Origin of the sequence: Spirosoma pollinicola (assembly GCF_002831565.1) — a bacterium.
Taxonomy (GTDB): domain Bacteria; phylum Bacteroidota; class Bacteroidia; order Cytophagales; family Spirosomataceae; genus Spirosoma; species Spirosoma pollinicola.
Genome location: NZ_CP025096.1, coordinates 6442185 through 6459124 on the forward strand (window position 1 = coordinate 6442185; position 16940 = coordinate 6459124).

The window sequence follows — 16940 nt, forward strand, 5'->3', positions numbered from 1 at the left end:
GCAGCTGCTTGCAAAACAGCAATCGTTCGAGTAGCCTGATTGGCTAAATCGATAACTTATTACCAACCTTATACAAACACAGTAAATGCACAAGGTCAACCAAGAACAGAAAACAATGCTCCCTGCAGATAAAACCGATATTTTATCTACGATAATTACGAATTTACTAACTTAAACGAACGAACACTAAGCTAGTTTGTGTGTTATATACTTACACCCACCAACTAAATCACTGACGTATGAACGAAACAGTTTTAATTTCTGGTGGCACCGGCTCTATCGGTCGTCGACTCACCCAATTGCTTCAAGAGAAAGGGTATCAGGTTTCGCTCTTAAGCAGGTCACCCAAGTCGATCCCCAATGTGCAGGTGTATCAATGGGACATCAAAAAAGGCCATATTGACCCACAAGCCATCGCTACAGCCGATCATATTATTCATCTGGCTGGCGAAGGCATTGCCGACGAACGCTGGACGGATGAGCGAAAAGAAGCTATCATAAGTAGCCGGACACAATCCACCGATTTACTGGCGCAGGCGCTGGCAAAGAATCCGCATCATGTTAAATCATTCATGGGGGCTTCGGCGATCGGTTTTTACGGGGGCAACACCGAAGATCGACCGCTAATTGAAACCAGTCAGGGCGGATCTGATTTTCTGGCGCAGACCGTGCGAGCCTGGGAACGGTCTGAAGAACAGGTGGCAGCCCTTGGCATTCGAACTGTCAAGTTCAGAATTGGGGTCGTATTAATGACCGAAGGCGGGGCACTACCCAAGCTCGTTCAGCCCGTCAAGTTAGGAGCGGGCGCACCCATCGGGTCGGGGCAGCAGTATATTTCGTGGATACACCTCGACGACCTTTGCCGCCTGTTTATGCAGGGTCTTTCAGATAACTCGTGGCAGGGAGTTTACAATGCCGTAGCGCCCAACCCTGTCACGAACGAAACGCTGACACGGGCAATTGCCGGGGTATTGCACAAGCCTATATTGCTACCCAACATACCTAATTTTGTCATCAAACTCATGTATGGCGAAATGGCGATTGTCGTCACGGGCGGCAATTACGTGTTGAACAAACGCATTGCCGACGAGACGAATTTCCAGTATCAATACGCTGATTTGACAAAGGCACTGGAGAATTTATTAATGTGAACGTACCCACGGGCTTTAGCCCGTATTTTATGCTTAAATATATACCAGCATAAAACACGGGCTGAAGCCCGTGGGTACGTTCACTTCTAACTCCACTCTCGATCGGCGGAGTCTTTCGTATTCCATGTGTCGGTTGGGGCAAACCAGGTGGCTCCTTTTTTCAGGAATTTCTTGGCAGCGTCTTCGTTTAGTTCGACACCAAGACCCGGTTTGTCAGGTACCTTCACAAAGCCTTTGTCAACTATTGGCCTCATGCCTGTAACGATATCCTCCCAACCCGCCACGTCGACACCGTGGTGTTCGAGGGCGACAAAGTTCTCGGTTGCAGCGGCACAGTGAACGTTGGCCATCATCGAAATGGGCGAGCCGGCAAAGTGCATAGCCATTGGAATACCCTTCTCCTCGGCGTAATCGCCAATCTTCTTCGTTTCGAGCAGCCCGCCCGACGTTGCCAGATCCGGGTGAATCATGTCTATGGCTTTGGCGTCGATGAGTTTAATAAAGTCCTCTTTGAGGTAAATATCTTCACCCGTCAGCGTTGGCGTGTCGATGGCATCGGTAATCTGTTTCCATTGATCGGTGTAAAACCAGGGCACAAGATCTTCGAGCCAGGCCAGCCGGAAGGGTTCCATCGCTTTGCCAATCTGAATGGCCGTGTTTACATCGAAGTGACCAAAGTGATCGGCGGCTAAAGGCGTATCGTAGCCAACAATGTCGCGCACTTTACCCACGTGTTCGACCAGTTTATCCAGTCCTTTTTTCGTGACCTGAATGCGGGTAAATGGGTGTTTTGTATTGGCGTAGTTGCCGAGTTTACCTGACTCCCGATCGTTCCATTGTTGCTTCACACTCCAGTTATTGGCATTTACGAGCATACCCGGCTGACCCGCCAGCATACCAATACCGAAGTCCATTTTCAGGAATGTATAGCCCTGATCCCGGCGTTTCTTCATGTTTTCGGCAAACCCCTCGTAGGTATCAGCTTCGGGGGTATCGGCATATAACCGGACGAAGTCACGGTATTTACCGCCCATGAGCTGATAGGCTGGCACATTATAGGCTTTCCCGGCCAAATCCCAGAGCGCCATTTCAACACCACAAACGCCACCAGCCGCGCGGCTATGGCCACCAAACTGCTTGATCTGTTTAAAAATCTGCTCTACGTTGCAGGGGTTCTTGCCCAATAAACGACTTTTCAACATCAGCGCGTAATTAGCGCTGGCCCCATCACGCACTTCGCCCCAGCCAATAAGGCCCTGATTGGTATCGATACGAATAATTGGACTGCTAAAAGGTACGCCATTCAGAACGGCAACCCGCATATCCGTAATTTTCAAATCGGCGGGCTTTGAGTCGCGGGGGACTTTTTGGGTAATATATTCCATTTCCTGCTCGGCAGCATGTGCGGTTTGCTGATCGAACATAAAACCAAGCGACAGACCGCCCAGGCCTGCATTACGTAGGAAGTCACGTCGGTCAGAAGAATTGCCGGAAGATGACAATCGGGAGAAAATGTTTTTCATGGTAAAAAAACGTCAGGAGTTTAAGGCTGTTCGATGCAAGAATGTAATGATAAGCAGAACCATACTTTCCGGTACAAACCGGACAATGTGCGGTCAGGATCACCACAATAGTCTAGCAATCACATAAGTAGACTAATGCCAGTATTTTACTTATGTTTTGGCCTTTTTGACTGGAATTGTAACGAAACACCTCTTTTCGTCAAAGAAAACTAATCCTATTTTCAACGCCTTTTTTCGTATCAGGTCCCATCCCGATACATCTATTAGTCTCATAAACAGTCAACTCAAGATAAAGCAATGATCAAGCGAGCGCTCTTATTTATGACCGTCATTACCCTGTCTGCTGGCTACATGGCCCAGGCTCAACGGGTGGGTTCAACGCCAGAATACGTTAAAGCGTTAACGGCCGACTGGAAGGGCGAACGCTTTGCCGATGGTCGCCCGAAGATTCCTGATATCGTGATGGAACGCCTGGCGAATTGTACGCTGGAACAAATCTGGGGGTACCTCGGCAAAAAAGGCTATCGTAATCAGGTTGAGAAAAACTGGGTCATTCTCAAGCCCGGCGAAACGATGACCGGCCGCGCTGTTACGGCTCAGTTCATGCCCATGCGACCGGACCTCGACAGTCTGGTACGCGCTCAGGGCAAAGCCGAAGGGCGTTCGCAAAAAGGCGGCATCAACATCTGGCCAATTGATATATTAACGAAAGGCGATATTTACGTAGCCGACGGATTCGGAAAGGTAAAAGACGGCACCCTGATCGGCTCAAGTTTAGGAAATGCGATCTATGGCAAAACGGGCAAGGGCGTCATCTTTTATGGTTCGGTGAGAGACATGCAGGAGTTGAAGGATACCAAAGGCTTCAATGCCTGGGTAAAAGGCCACGACCCCTCTTACATCAAAGACATGACACCAACTTCCATCAATGCCCCGATTCGCATCGGTGAAGTAACGGTTATCCCCGGCGATGCGGTGTTTGCTAACGAATACGGAACGGTATTCATACCAGCACACCTTGTAGAAGGACTGGTGTCGGCGTCGGAAATGACTGCCCTGCGCGATGAGTTTGAGCGTGTACTGTTACAACAGGGCAAGTACCCATCCGGCGAAATTCACGGCGATTGGTCTGACAAAATTAAAGGTGAGTTTAGAGCCTGGGTTGGCAAGTACCCGAAGAAATTAGCCATCACCGAAAAAGATATTAATGCTTATCTGGCAAAAGAGGGCCACTGAGTTTGCACACTGGCGCGGGTTTGAACCGCTCGGGCGGCCCCGCCGTGCCTTCTAATAGCACACTGGCGCGGGTATTTACCCGTGCCTATTTATTCGTCAGTATTCACTGACGCTTGTTGAATAGGGCCAGCGAATGCTGGCTAGATTAAAAGGCACGGTTGAATACCCGCGCCAGTCAGTATCCATAATTAAACAATCTGATGAAATTTCGAATTACTCTTTTCCTATCCTTTCTGACTACCGTTTTTACTAACAACTCCTTACGGGCACAGACGATCCCGAAAGACGAATTGACCTTTCTAACCTCCGAATGGAAAGGCGAACGATTTCCCGATGGTCGCCCAAAAATTTCGGATTCACTGGTAGAACGGGCCAAAAACATAGGTATTGATGATGCCTGGACGGTGTTGAAAAATGAAGGCTACACCAACCAGTTTGAAGGTAACTGGAAACTGATTCATAACGATGTAGTGGTAACAGGCCGCGCCGTTACGGCCATGTATATGCCCAGCAGACCGGATGTCGAAAAGATTATTAAAGAGCGGGGAATAACGAAGCAGGGTCGCAAAGGGAATACCAACACCTGGCCCATCGAAACCCTGACAAAAGGCGATGTGTATGTAGCCGATGCTTTCGGTAAAATTGGCGGAGGCACACTTATGGGCGCTACGCTGGGAAATGCCATTTTCAGCAAAACGGGTAATGGCGTCGTTTTTAACGGAGCTGCCCGCGATTTGCAGGAATTACAGAACATAAAAGGTTTCAATGCCTTCGTTCGTGATTTTCACCCGTCTTTTCTGGAAGAAATGGTGTTGATGGGCCTCAACTCTCCCATTCGAATAGGTAACGTTATGGTACTACCGGGCGATCTGGTGATTGCCCAACGGGAAGGCGTTCTTTTTGTGCCGGCTCATATGGCCGAACAGGTTGTCAGCACCGCCGAGTTTGTAACCCGCAAAGATCAGTTTGGCTTTGAAACGGTCAAATCGGGCAAATACACAACCGGGCAAATCGACAGTCAATGGACAGATGAAATCAAAACGGATTTCCTCAACTGGCTCGGTAAGCATCCCGAATTAGGGAAAATGACCCGACCTGAATTAGACAAAGTGATGAGCAAACGAACCTGGTAATGCCCGAAAAGGCATCCCGCTACTAAACAACTTTACGCGCGTAAAAGACTGGCTACCTCCATCAAAAAAAGTTGATTTTAGAAAAAACTACCGTTCACTAAAAATTGTAATGAATAAAAAATAAATATAATTTTCTCAAGATTTACCTGATTGTTGAATAAATACAAAGGGAACTTATTTTGTCTATCTGACTGGAAGGTGGAGTAAACTGATTGTGAGCTAATTAGTGATAAGAAGTCTAGATTATCACTATTCCTTTGGGGAAAAATTATACAAATTCCAGAATAAATCAAATCACTTTATTCAAAAATTGGTATATAAAAGGCGCCTTGCTTTTCTGAATGGTCACTCTATATTTGACTTATTAAAATACGGAGTTATACTGATTGATCAGGTAATTTGCCAGAACGACAGGTATATACAGAATACGTATGACTATCCACTTAATTATGAAACGCTCTTTACTTCTCTCCTTCGCTGATCTTCGGCAAGACCTATCGTCAAATCACAAGTCGTCTGTTTCCAGGCAACCTTCTGCTCATTTCTTCGGGCGGGATTCGTATCAACTTACTTCCTGAAAGGCAATCAATGATAGGCTTGCTATCAGAGTCGTAGGCTAATCGACAGCACTGACTGTGTGTTGTTTATTGGCTTACCTGACCAAGGGATATATTCTAGTAAATCGTTAGATTAACTCTACAAATAGTATCTATCATGTAAGTGACAAATAGCGACATCGAATGACCGATGCTACGGAGACGGATTAGTTTCCAAACGACGATTAGTTTGTTCGGGCGCAACCCAAATCGGTTTAACACCCGTGCAGACCAATCATAACCCGCAGCGACTATTTACTCAACGTTGGGGACGCACGCACAACTCAGTGGTATTACTTTCTGGCCAGGAGTTTATCACTCACCGAAAACGCTCTACGACACAATACGGTGATTACAAATGCAATTAACCCTTACTCATTTCATTCATTCTTAACAATCTTTCTTTCCTCTAACATCATGAAAAAAGTAATTCTTTCTCTCGTTGCCGCCTGTGCAATAACCACATCCTTTGCGCAAAACAATGCATCACTGAGTCAAAGTGGTACAGGTAATAGTTCCAGTTCAACTCAGATTGGTGATTTACAAACTGTCAACGTTGTTCAGAATGGAACAAATAACGTAAATACGAATCAGCAGTTCAGCCACTTCTCGCAGTTAACCAATGTTACGCAGACGGGCCTTGCCAACACGGCCACTACGTTTCAAAATGCCGATGCCGGTCCAACAAACGTCATAACGGTCAATCAGAACGGCACAGGAACTGGCGGAAACACGGCCGTAGTTGACCAGTCTGACTTCTTAACGATCAATTCGCAGGCTACTGTTCTTCAAAGCGGACAGAATCTACAGTCAACGATCACACAGCATTATGCTATCAATGATGTGGCTATTACCGATCAGACGGGTGCCTCTAATAATGCTACGATCAATCAGGGCAATGGTTCGATGGGCAGTGCAAACAGCTACGCTTATATTCAGCAATACAGTGACTTCGGACCACAGGATGCCACGATCAATCAACTGGGCGACAACAACAATGCTCAAATCTTTCAGAGCAATGATGCAGGACCAAACAATGTGGCTACTTTGAACCAGAACGGTAATAATAACATAGGGTTGATTGACCAGTCAGATTTCAGTACGGTCTCTACGGCTGGTGTTATTAACCAATTGGGCAATAATAATCAGGCTTACCTCCAACAGAGAGGTGGCGGTCCGTTCACTTCTGGCTCAAGCGCCAGCATTGATCAAACCGGCAATGGCAACTACGCTAACCTCACGCAGTATGGTGGTGCGAACAATCAGGCTGTAATTACACAAACAGGGGATTTAAATGTAGTAACCGGCCTTGCAGGCGTAGGCGTATCGGGTTTACAGATTGGCACAAACAATTCGTTAACAGTAACGCAATTGTCGGCGGCAGGTGGCCCTGGCCAAACAGCTCGCGTTCAACAGATTGGTACTGGAAACGTAGGCGTAATTGGTCAAGGCAACTAAGTAGTTGCTGCCTATAATTTACCCCAGACGGATACATCCGACAACTTCGGAAATCCGCCTGGGGTACACATTCCCTTACCCATTCCGGTACGCCCTTTCTATCCTCACAATGACTAAACTTATACTTACGGGGGTGAGCTTTATGGTTTTTTCGGCAGCTATTGCCCAAAATCAGGCTACACTCCGTCAGGTGGGCACGCAACTGAACAGCACACAAAATCAGGTGGGCAGTCACCTGATGTCAACTGTTATTCAGGGAACTGGAACAAATACGGCTATCAATAGCCACAATACCGCCCTTACCGATCAATTGGGAAATAATTCAACGGCTACCGTTGAGCAACGTCTCTTCTCGACGGCAAATACAGCCATTCTGATTCAGAAAGGGGATAACAACGCCGGGGCAATCGAACAAAATGTAGCCAGTGGCGGCATGGGTGTTGGCAACACAGCCGAGTTGTTTCAGGCGGGCAACAACAACCTGTCAACTATTGTTCAGCAAAACAACGTCAGTTTTGGCAACCAGGCTTACCTGAATCAGTACGGCAACAATAATAACGAAACCCGAATTACTCAATCAACGCTGTCATTTCGCAACAAAGCGACTATAGACATGGGTGGTGATGGGCCAATGGGTATGTATCCGAATGGCTGGACACCCGTAAACGGCGGAACGGCCATTATTGAGCAAATGGACAACAGTCACGATAACATTGCCCGAATCGGGCAGTCGGGTGATGGTCATATTGGACGTATATACCAGAATAATAACACGGCCAATAGCGAAGCGTATATTGAACAATATCCTTCGGAGCAGGCAAATAACGCGCTTATTCAACAGACGAATCAGTCGTCGGGAACGGCGCGAATCACGCAAAATCAGAACAGCTTTGGAGGTGGCAGTGGGGCTAACCTGGCCGAAGTCTTTCAGGGAAGCAATGCCTTTAGCCTGTCAGGTGGAAACTATACACTCATTACGCAGGAGAACGCCAACAACATAAGCCGAAACCAGCAACTAGGTACTAACAATGTGGCCATCATCAGCCAGACAGGAAATGGAAACATAGTGGAAGGACTCGGCGGTGACCCTATTGCCCGCCAGATTGGCTCTGCCAATCAACTGCATGTTACGCAAAGCAGCCTGGGTGGACCGGGTAATGTGGCACACGTTAGTCAACTGGGTACGGGCAATGTCGCCATCATATCGCAAGTATCGCAAGTAAGCAACTAATCCCGAAAACTGGCCAAGCAACTGTACAATACCGCTCACTGGTCAATCAATAAAAACTGTTCTTTATCAAGTAAACGTATGAAAAAGGCATTTTTTCTAAGTCTGGCAACCTTGAGCAGTGCAGTGGCTGTAGCACAAAATACAGCCGTTATTAATCAGCAGGGCAGCTCGCACGACGTGTCCGTTGTGCAGCAGGGAACGGGCAATACGTCTGTCATAAGCCAAGCCAATTCAGGTTCGTCAAACAGTGTCGTTATTTCACAATCCGGAGCGGGTAATGTGGCAACCATCAATCAGGGAAGCCTGCCCGACGGTTATGCGGAACCCAAAAACTCGGTTACTACTGTGCAGACGGGAGAGGGCGTAACGATTGTAAATCAATCGAAGGGCAGCAATACAATTAGTGTTTACCAGTCAGGCATGCCCGAAACCACCAAAAAGAAGAAAAAACAGAAGGGGCACTTTAACAATTAAAGCCGGCAACCACTAAACATGAAGTCATCATGATACGTCTTTTGCTCCTTATCGCTTGGGTAGCCGGTACTGTTTCCGTACAGGCTCAGACGAATACAGGACCTGCCAACACGCGGGATGCTTACTGGAGTCTAAGCTCTATTCCCAGCCAGGCGCAGCTGAGGATAGGCACCAATAGTGTCAATGACCCTGGTTCATCGCTGAACGAGGTCATTACACACCAGGATGGCGTCAACAACACAGCCGTTTTATCGGTTGTCAATGGTGCGCAAAACAGGCTGGAGGTGAACCAGTATACCGGCTATAATTATACCGATGTACTGCTGTCGGGGGTGAATAATAGCGTCTTACTGAACCAGACAGGCGGCAATAATAGTGCCTCATTCAGCTTGAACGGTGTGAATAACCGGTTTTTAGTAACGCAGGATGGCGGAGATCGCCTACAGATGCAGGGGCTTCAACAGGCCAACACACGGCTCGAAATAACGCAGGGAATTGGCAATAATACCCTGACGATCGATAATACATCGTTGTTTCAGAATGCGAATGGAACGGGCATTCAAAACCTGCGGATCGAACAAAGCGGGGGCGCAGCAGCCACGATTCAGAACGGACGCTTATTTGGCAATTAACGTCATGAAAGAACTACGGAGTATCGTATTTATGGCTTTGACGCTACTAAGCGTTGCCGCCAGCGCACAAGACCCTGAGCTGGAAGGCAAACTCGAAGAGGATATGCTGACAGAAACGGTCATAGCCGAAGAAGGCACCGAAACCCTATTGCTGGATAATACCCGCTCAAAGATTGGCCGTGATTTTTACGAAGCTTTTTTTCGGCACTATGTAGAACTGCCCAAAGCTATATCGCCTGCGGCCCTGGCTGACTCTACCGTTAAAATAACCCCGAATCTTGAACTTGATATCAATGCGTTCATCGTCACAATTGACGAGTTACCCGCTTTGGGGATTGGCACAAGCATTATTTCGGTGTCGCTGAACGACCAGTTGGTCTGGCAAAATTATGTGCAAATTCGGCAGGAGGTGCTTGAATTGTATGCTTTCAATGCGGCCGAGATTGTAAACCAGTATGTACTCAATTATCAGGAAGTTCAACGATCGCTCGAAAACGAAGACCAGAAAGGCAGCGGCATGTTTTAATCAGTGCAACTTCATCAACCCTCAACCTCGATCCTACTCACCATGAAAAAAAGTTTATTTTCTCTACTTTTCAGCTTTGGCGTTATAGCCTGCGCATCTGCTCAATCATTTGTTTACCACCCGAATAACCCAAACTTCGGAGGAAACACGTTCAATTATTCCTGGATGCTGAGTTCGGCACAGGCGCAGGACAAAACGAAAGATCCAAACGCACTAACGACCACTCGTACAGCGACAAATACCTCCGCCAATAGCTTAACCAATTTTGCTCAAAGCTTACAGAATCAACTGCTTAACCGAATTACAACTAGCCTGATTGGCAACCAGTTTGGCGAGGGGACTCTAAAGCCCGGCAATTATACATTTGGTGATTTTCAGGTGCAGATCAGCAACGGTGCCGATGGTGTTATTGTCCGGATTGTGGATGGGAAAGGGGGCGAAACGTCAATTACGGTTCCTTACTTCTGATGGCGTTGTTTGGCTGGCTGTCCAGACGTCCCGAAAACTCCCTCATCAACCTCCTTCGCCCCTCCTCATTATCATGAAGATACGTTTACTTACCTTAATTCAAGTAGTTATTCTGAGCGGCCTGATTAGCGGGCTAACGGGTTGTACCGCCTTTTTTCATCAGCCTACTCAGCCCCGGCGTGCCCGGCTGGGCGAAGAAACACCCACTACCGTTTCTCTCCGTCAACTGCCTTTGGCTAAAGAAAAGGTTGTAGCTGCCGTTTACAAATTTCGGGATTTAACAGGCCAGTATAAGCAAACCGAGACAGGCACCGGCTTTTCGACGGCGGTTACGCAGGGCACAACCAATATTTTGCTGAAAGCACTTGAAGAGAGTGGCTGGTTCATTGCTATTGAGCGCGAGAACGTCAGCAATCTGCTTAACGAACGAAAAATTGTACGCTCCAGCGTCGCGCAGTTTAAAGAGGGTGAAAACCTGCCCCCGCTCTTGTTTGCCGGTATTATTCTGGAAGGTGGCGTTGTCTCCTACGATGCCAACATTATTACCGGTGGCGGTGGAGTTCAGTACTTTGGGGCGGGTGCCTCAACACAGTATCGTCAGGATCGGGTAACGGTCTATTTACGGGCAGTTTCGACAAAATCAGGCAAGATTTTAAAAACGATTTACACATCCAAAACCATTCTGTCTCAAACTGTTAACGCCAGCTTGTTTCGGTATGTGGATTTCAAGCGGTTACTCGAAACAGAAACCGGCCTGACCACAACCGAGCCGGGCCAACTGGCTGTGACAGAAGCCATCGAAAAGGCGGTCGAAGGCTTGATCATCGAAGGCGTTCGGGATGGTTTATGGTCGCCCGCCGACAAGTCGGCAGGTGCCATGAAAACCACGCTTGAGGCTTACGAGAAAGAGAAAACTATTATGAGTGAGACCGACGTGTTTGGTCTACGCAAGGAGATTGCTCCGCCTTTTCTTAGTCTCCATCCCTATGCCGGTGTGCTGCGCTACTATGGCGATTACGCCCGGCATACCCTTAAAGGCAGCTACGGTGCATCGCTGGACTTCCACATTACCCCCGTTTTTGGGATACAGGTAAATGGTGCCACCGGTGTTCTGGCCAGTGAGGGGGCTTTTTCCAGAAATATAACCTCGCTGGAGGGTAATCTCATTATTCGCCCAATGCCCTATGAACGCTGGACACCTTTGCTGTTTATTGGTGCCGGAACGGTGTCGCAAAGCGGGTCGTCGCCCTTCCGGTTTCAGGGAGCCAGCTATTTACAGGCGCAGGGGGGGCTGGGGGTACAGTTCTCGGCGAGTAAGGCGATTGGCTTTCGCTCAACGATCTCCTACAATCAACCCTTTACTGATGCGCTGGACGGAAGAATAGCGGGAACGCGAAACGATTATTACCTGCGCGGAACCCTGGGGTTAGTGATTCACATCGGTCGATTCTCCCTGCCCAAATCCCGCCCGTTAACCACTCAGGGAGTATTCCAACAGGCAACACCACTTAATACGACGCCAAAAAATTAACAGTCTCTTCATCACACCTATTTACTTGACCCTTTCTGTCAATGAAATCTCTTCTTTATCTCATTACGCTTGCTGCGGGTATGTCTATCTTCTGGGGTTGTAATGAGGATGTTTATGTAGATCCGATTCAACTATCTACCGTGCGGGGCCGGGTTCTGTATAGTGTTAACCAGCAACCAATTCGCAATGCGAGTGTAACCCTTTCGCCTACCAGCCGGGTCGTTACCACCGATTCATCAGGCAACTTCCGCTTCGATAGTGTACTGGTAGGCAGCTATACACTTAGAGTATCGAAAACTAATTATGGCACCGAGTCATCGACGATTACCGTAACGGCCGATGCAGTTCCCCTAGTTACGGTTCAGCTAACGGACGACCTAACGCAAAATCGCCCCCCAACGGCCCCCACCCTGGTTTCACCCGCCACAAACAGCAATGCTCAATCGACAACACTAACCCTCAAATGGACAGCTACCGACTCAAATCGGGATAGCCTGACGTATGATGTGCTGTTATTCAGGGGTGGGAGTTCGACACCTTCGGCTTCGTATACGGGCCTGACCGTCGATACGTTGACCGTGTCAAACCTCGACTATAGCACAACCTATTTGTGGCAGGTAATTGTCAAAGACGGAATCAACACCGTCAATGGCCCCATCTGGTCGTTCACAACCGGCGAGGTACCCGATTACAGCTATGTATTTGCCCGGAGAATAAACGGCCAGTACCAGCTTTTTACGGCCAACGCAACTGGTCCGGTGGCACAACTAACGCGGAATGGCAGCAACTGGCGACCCGTCGTTAGCCCAAACCGACAGCAGATCGCGTTCATTTCCAACGTGACTACCGACCTGCAACTGTTTGTTATGAATGCCAATGGCAGCAACCTAAAGCAGGTGACTACGGTACCCATTGCCGGGCTGTATCAAACTGATTTGTCGTTTTGCTGGTCGCCGGATGGAACGCAGTTGCTCTATCCAAACAACGACAGACTTTTTGCCATACGCACCGACGGAACGGGCCTTCGCACGGTGGCGCAGGCTCCTTCGGGGCGCATTTTTGCCGGGTGCGACTGGACGCCCCAGGGCAATCGGATTGCCGCCCGAACCACAGGAACGAGTGTGTATGATAACGAAATCACCACGTTTCAGGACGATGGATCGGGGGTAAAATCTGTTTACAGCAAGAGAAACAGCCGGGTTGGCAATCCTGTTTTCTCGGTAAATGGACGTCAATTGGTTTTCTCAGCCGATGCCAGTGGATTTATGAATGAACAGGGCCGTCAGCTCGACGCCCGCCTTTACCTGCTCGATCTGTCGACGGATGGAGTTGTTGATTTATCAACCTCGCAAAGCTCTGCCACTAATCCCGGCCAATTGAGCAAACCAGCCGGTACAAATGATGTAGACCCCCGATTTTCGCCTAATGGCTCGCAGGTTATTTTCACCAATATGGACAATACAGGAAACGGAACGCGATCCGTCTACACCGTTGATCTGACCGGAACCAGTCAGATAATCCAAAACCGAAAACTGTTATTTACATCTGCCGAGATGCCTTACTGGCGGCAGTAGGCTGATTCGTTGCCTACTAGTTTTCGGTTGGGATGAACTCAATTCGCTGCTAGTGTGGACTGTTCGGAGGTGAGGCCGGCCTGTTTGGTAAAGGTTGCCAGCAAGCTTTGGTAAGCATTGATCTGGCTCGTTCGATGGGTTTCGCTCCAACTTAATTCTGCCGCCATAAGGTCGGCAACTTGTGGGGTTAGCCGGGCGGTCAATTGCCAGTTAGATAATTCCAGACGCCACCGTCGCGCCAGTACATCGCGTACTGTGACGGCCATTTCTTCGCGAACCTGATAGATCACCTCGGCACCAATAAACGGCTGGCTCTCCGTTAACTTTTCAGCTAGAACTGGCTGCACTTTTGTCAACTGAGCTACTTTCCCAGCCCGATTTCCGTACGTCCGCATAAGGTGCTGACAAACATCTTCGGGCAACTTATACTTGCTTTGCAGTTGTTTCCAATCGTCGAGATTATACCCTTCGCCCCCAACCAGATAATGGGTTTCGGTACGGCCGGGCACTGTTTTTTTCAACAGTTCTCCGGCTCGGTCAATGGCATCCTGGGCCATGAGCCGGTAGGTTGTCCACTTCCCGCCAAGCAAACTCAGCAAACCGGATTCTGAATCGTGCTCAACTTCGTGGTCGCGAAGCAGTGTTTTCGTATCGGCGCGGCTACTCACAATAAGCGGGCGAATACCACCAAAGCCTGCCTGTACATCACTCCGTTCCGGCATTTTAGCTAAGTAAGGCCGTACCGTTTCGAGGAGGTAATCGACCTCGTCGGGTTCCAGTACAGGCTCCTCCGTCAAATCCGAGTAGTCGTTATCTGTTGTACCAACAAACACTTTGTCGCCAAACGGAATGGCGAATACAACCCGGCCATCTTTCGTTTTAGGGATCAAAATTGCGTAATCGCTTTGCAGCGTTTCGCGCGGCAGCACAATATGAACGCCCTTGCTGGGGCGGATACGCGGCTCAAGACCCGGGTTAGCTAATAGCCGAACAGCATCGGCGTAGGGACCGGTACAGTTCAGAAATACGCTTGCCCGAATGGATATGGTTTCTCCCGTTAGTTGATCTGTCGCTACAGCCGTTTTGAGTTGACCGTTCTCTCGGCCAAAGCCGGTAACAGCCACGTAGTTGACTACCGCAGCCCCAGCCTCATCGGCCGAGTGCGTCAGCGCGAGCGCATAGCGGGCATCATTGAATTGACCATCATAATAGAGAACAGCACTGTGCATCTGGCGCGTCAGCATCGGACTTTTGTCAAGTGCTTCGGCTTGCTTGAGCCAGCGACCTTTAGGGAAGGCATCATGCCCGGCAATGAAATCGTAGAGCGTCAGGCCAACGGTCATATACATACCCTCAAACCAACTGAATACCGGCGTAAGAATAGCCAGCGGATGCGCCAGATGTGGCGCATTTCGGATAACCGTCCGGCGTTCGGCCAGTCCATGACGAACCTGCCGTAATTGCGCCAGATCGAGCTTTTTGATGGCTTGTTCCAGGTATCGAACGCCACCATGAATCAACTTAGTGGATCGGGATGAGGTTTCGCCGGAAAAATCTCCCCGGTCAATCAGAGCAACCCGGTAGCCGCGCAGAGCCGCATCCAATGCTGACCCGGCCCCGCTTGCACCGGCTCCAATTATACAAATGTCGAATGTTTCCTGTTGTAGCCGCTCCCAGTTTTTTTGCCGATCCATACACAAAAGTACGTTTAATGAAGGAGGATGCGAAAGGATGAAGAGGCCATATTCGCGCTTAACGATTTGTTAACCAAACCATCTCCCCGGTTAATCAAACGGACGTGCTTCCACCAAGTTCTATTGATTACCCTCCGAAACTACGACCACCCCTGCTAAAGAAGCCGCTACGACCGCCCGACGGCCGAACCGTGCGGGTTACGCGCGAGCCGCGGACACTCTCGCCAACCCGTGTAGACCGTTCATAAAGGCTTGAGTTGGCATATACGCCTGCCCCGTATCGACGTTGGTCATTAGAATACCGGGATGAGTTATTGCGACCAAGCATATAACCCAGACTCCCCCAAAGCAACACATTGGCCAGGCCATTATGATGGTGCTGCTGGTAGGCATTTGGGTTATTGAGGTAGGTGCTGGTCGATTGATCAGTCTCAACAAGTTTTTTAGCGGCTTCAACACTCAGTGTATCCCGGTGCCCATCGAAGTAGCTCACAATAGCTCCGGCCTGACCGGGACCTGTTTGTACCTCATCCGTAATTTTAAAATTACCGGGTGCCGTTTCTGTAATATACGTCCGAACGCCCTTTTCAAAACGGGTTTCGGTTCTCTCGGCCTGATCTTCGTCGGAGTTATTGCTGCCGCAACTTTGCAGCATAGCGGACCCATTGAGTAATGCCAAACTAAGGGTAGCACTAAGGGTAATATCTTTTACGCGCCGAAGAACGGCATGCCGACGAAGGGGTGTCATGGCCTGAATAGTATAAAGTTAGACCACTAAACTACGGCACTCAGCCGAAGGTTACAACCCAATATGGATGAACCGTCGGGGCAGTCAATCAACGGTCGTTAGAACGGACGGTATTTATCACCGAATAACACCGTTACACCCGCTGATACGCTCACAATACTCACCACTCGATTACTGCTAAAAGTAGAACTTTCAGAACGAATGGAGCCATTGGTAGCGGTTGAGGTAAGGTTATTGAAGGTGAAATCGGCCCGGCTATAATCAGCGTTGAGGTTTAGAGCAATGCTTCGTCCAAGTCGATAACGCATGGTTAAACCGCCACCCAGCGACAAGGCTGTACTCTGTGAACCGGTTGTTTTCACCGACATCTCTGTCGTACCAAAATTACCAGCCATCGATGTATTTGGCAATACAGCCAGGGCTCGTCCGGCCAGCAAGCGGGCATCGACAGAGAAACGTCCCATAGGTACGGAAATGTACGGCCCGGCCGCGACCGTCAAAACAGACCAGTTATCGGCTTTAGCCGTCCATACGTCCGTGTCGTTCCGATAAAGTGCATCGAGCATGGCACTGGTATTGACGGTATTCCGATGCTGTTCTCCCCGAATCATGAGCCCTACCGGGCCAGCAACCCGATAACCTGCCGAAGCATTGAAGGCAAACCCTTGCCCAGCCATACACGCCTGGCCGTCGGTAGGTGAACAACTGGCAAATTTACCCACGGGCAGACTGGCTCCCGCCGATACAGCAAAAAATCCTTTTTTATCCTGATGCGATAAAATGAACGTCTTCTGGCAAAAAGCAGCGGTGGTCATACCAGCGGCCAGCACAGTTAAGAAGAGCTTTTTCATGGCTAATAACTTGCAGAGTAAGGTGTTGAAAGCTTACTCTACAAATTCAGTGCCATAAATTGGTGGAGTGGTAAGTAGTGTAGTAGTTAATTGGTTACCCAGTTAATGTCATCC

General features: G+C 48.9%; 16 protein-coding genes. 12 read left to right on the forward strand and 4 right to left on the reverse strand.

Going from position 1 to position 16940, the window contains the following annotated elements; all coding sequences use genetic code 11:
* The first annotated feature begins 239 nt into the window (after positions 1-239).
* A complete protein-coding gene (locus tag CWM47_RS27045) occupies positions 240-1151 on the forward strand; it encodes a TIGR01777 family oxidoreductase (protein WP_100991718.1) in 912 nt (303 codons plus the stop codon).
* 86 nt (positions 1152-1237) lie between these two features.
* Here CWM47_RS27045 and CWM47_RS27050 read toward each other — a convergent pair whose 3' ends face one another.
* Complete coding sequence (locus CWM47_RS27050) at positions 1238-2674, reverse strand: mandelate racemase/muconate lactonizing enzyme family protein (RefSeq protein ID WP_100991720.1); 1437 nt, start codon at positions 2672-2674, stop codon at positions 1238-1240.
* Between the two features lie 297 nt (positions 2675-2971).
* Here CWM47_RS27050 and CWM47_RS27055 point away from each other — a divergent pair, with 297 nt between their 5' ends.
* From CWM47_RS27055 to CWM47_RS27100, 11 genes are all read left to right on the forward strand, one after another.
* A complete protein-coding gene (locus CWM47_RS27055) occupies positions 2972-3910 on the forward strand; it encodes an RraA family protein (RefSeq protein WP_100991722.1) in 939 nt (312 codons plus the stop codon).
* Positions 3911-4110: 200 nt separating this feature from the next.
* Complete coding sequence (locus CWM47_RS27060; protein ID WP_100991724.1) at positions 4111-5043, forward strand: RraA family protein; 933 nt, start codon at positions 4111-4113, stop codon at positions 5041-5043.
* Positions 5044-5492: 449 nt separating this feature from the next.
* Complete coding sequence (locus CWM47_RS39840; RefSeq protein WP_262511978.1) at positions 5493-5621, forward strand: hypothetical protein; 129 nt, start codon at positions 5493-5495, stop codon at positions 5619-5621.
* Positions 5622-6056: 435 nt separating this feature from the next.
* Positions 6057-7097 (forward strand): hypothetical protein, encoded by a 1041-nt coding sequence (locus CWM47_RS27065; protein ID WP_100991726.1) that lies wholly within the window; start codon positions 6057-6059, stop codon positions 7095-7097.
* Between the two features lie 109 nt (positions 7098-7206).
* On the forward strand, positions 7207-8328 hold the full coding sequence (locus CWM47_RS27070) for a hypothetical protein (RefSeq protein ID WP_157816069.1): 1122 nt from the start codon (positions 7207-7209) through the stop codon (positions 8326-8328).
* 78 nt (positions 8329-8406) lie between these two features.
* On the forward strand, positions 8407-8802 hold the full coding sequence (locus CWM47_RS27075; RefSeq protein WP_100991730.1) for a hypothetical protein: 396 nt from the start codon (positions 8407-8409) through the stop codon (positions 8800-8802).
* Between the two features lie 29 nt (positions 8803-8831).
* On the forward strand, positions 8832-9434 hold the full coding sequence (locus CWM47_RS27080; RefSeq protein WP_100991732.1) for a hypothetical protein: 603 nt from the start codon (positions 8832-8834) through the stop codon (positions 9432-9434).
* A 4-nt stretch (positions 9435-9438) separates the two neighbouring features.
* On the forward strand, positions 9439-9960 hold the full coding sequence (locus CWM47_RS27085; protein WP_100991734.1) for a CsgE family curli-type amyloid fiber assembly protein: 522 nt from the start codon (positions 9439-9441) through the stop codon (positions 9958-9960).
* A 42-nt stretch (positions 9961-10002) separates the two neighbouring features.
* Complete coding sequence (locus CWM47_RS27090; RefSeq protein ID WP_100991736.1) at positions 10003-10428, forward strand: curli production assembly/transport component CsgF; 426 nt, start codon at positions 10003-10005, stop codon at positions 10426-10428.
* 73 nt (positions 10429-10501) lie between these two features.
* Positions 10502-11959 carry a CsgG/HfaB family protein gene (locus CWM47_RS27095; protein ID WP_100991738.1) on the forward strand — a complete coding sequence of 486 codons (1458 nt, stop codon included), beginning with the start codon at positions 10502-10504 and terminating at the stop codon, positions 11957-11959.
* Positions 11960-12000: 41 nt separating this feature from the next.
* A complete protein-coding gene (locus CWM47_RS27100) occupies positions 12001-13533 on the forward strand; it encodes a carboxypeptidase regulatory-like domain-containing protein (RefSeq protein WP_100991740.1) in 1533 nt (510 codons plus the stop codon).
* Between the two features lie 38 nt (positions 13534-13571).
* On the opposite strand, the gene CWM47_RS27105 is transcribed toward CWM47_RS27100, so the two are convergent.
* The 3 genes from CWM47_RS27105 to CWM47_RS27115 all read right to left on the reverse strand — a co-directional run bounded on the left by CWM47_RS27105 (position 13572) and on the right by CWM47_RS27115 (position 16826).
* Complete coding sequence (locus CWM47_RS27105; protein WP_100991742.1) at positions 13572-15227, reverse strand: glycerol-3-phosphate dehydrogenase/oxidase; 1656 nt, start codon at positions 15225-15227, stop codon at positions 13572-13574.
* Positions 15228-15354: 127 nt separating this feature from the next.
* Positions 15355-15975 carry a hypothetical protein gene (locus CWM47_RS27110; RefSeq protein ID WP_100991744.1) on the reverse strand — a complete coding sequence of 207 codons (621 nt, stop codon included), beginning with the start codon at positions 15973-15975 and terminating at the stop codon, positions 15355-15357.
* Between the two features lie 98 nt (positions 15976-16073).
* Entirely contained in the window at positions 16074-16826 is a 753-nt protein-coding gene (locus CWM47_RS27115; protein WP_100991746.1) for an outer membrane beta-barrel protein, read from the reverse strand.
* Positions 16827-16940 lie beyond the last annotated feature (114 nt).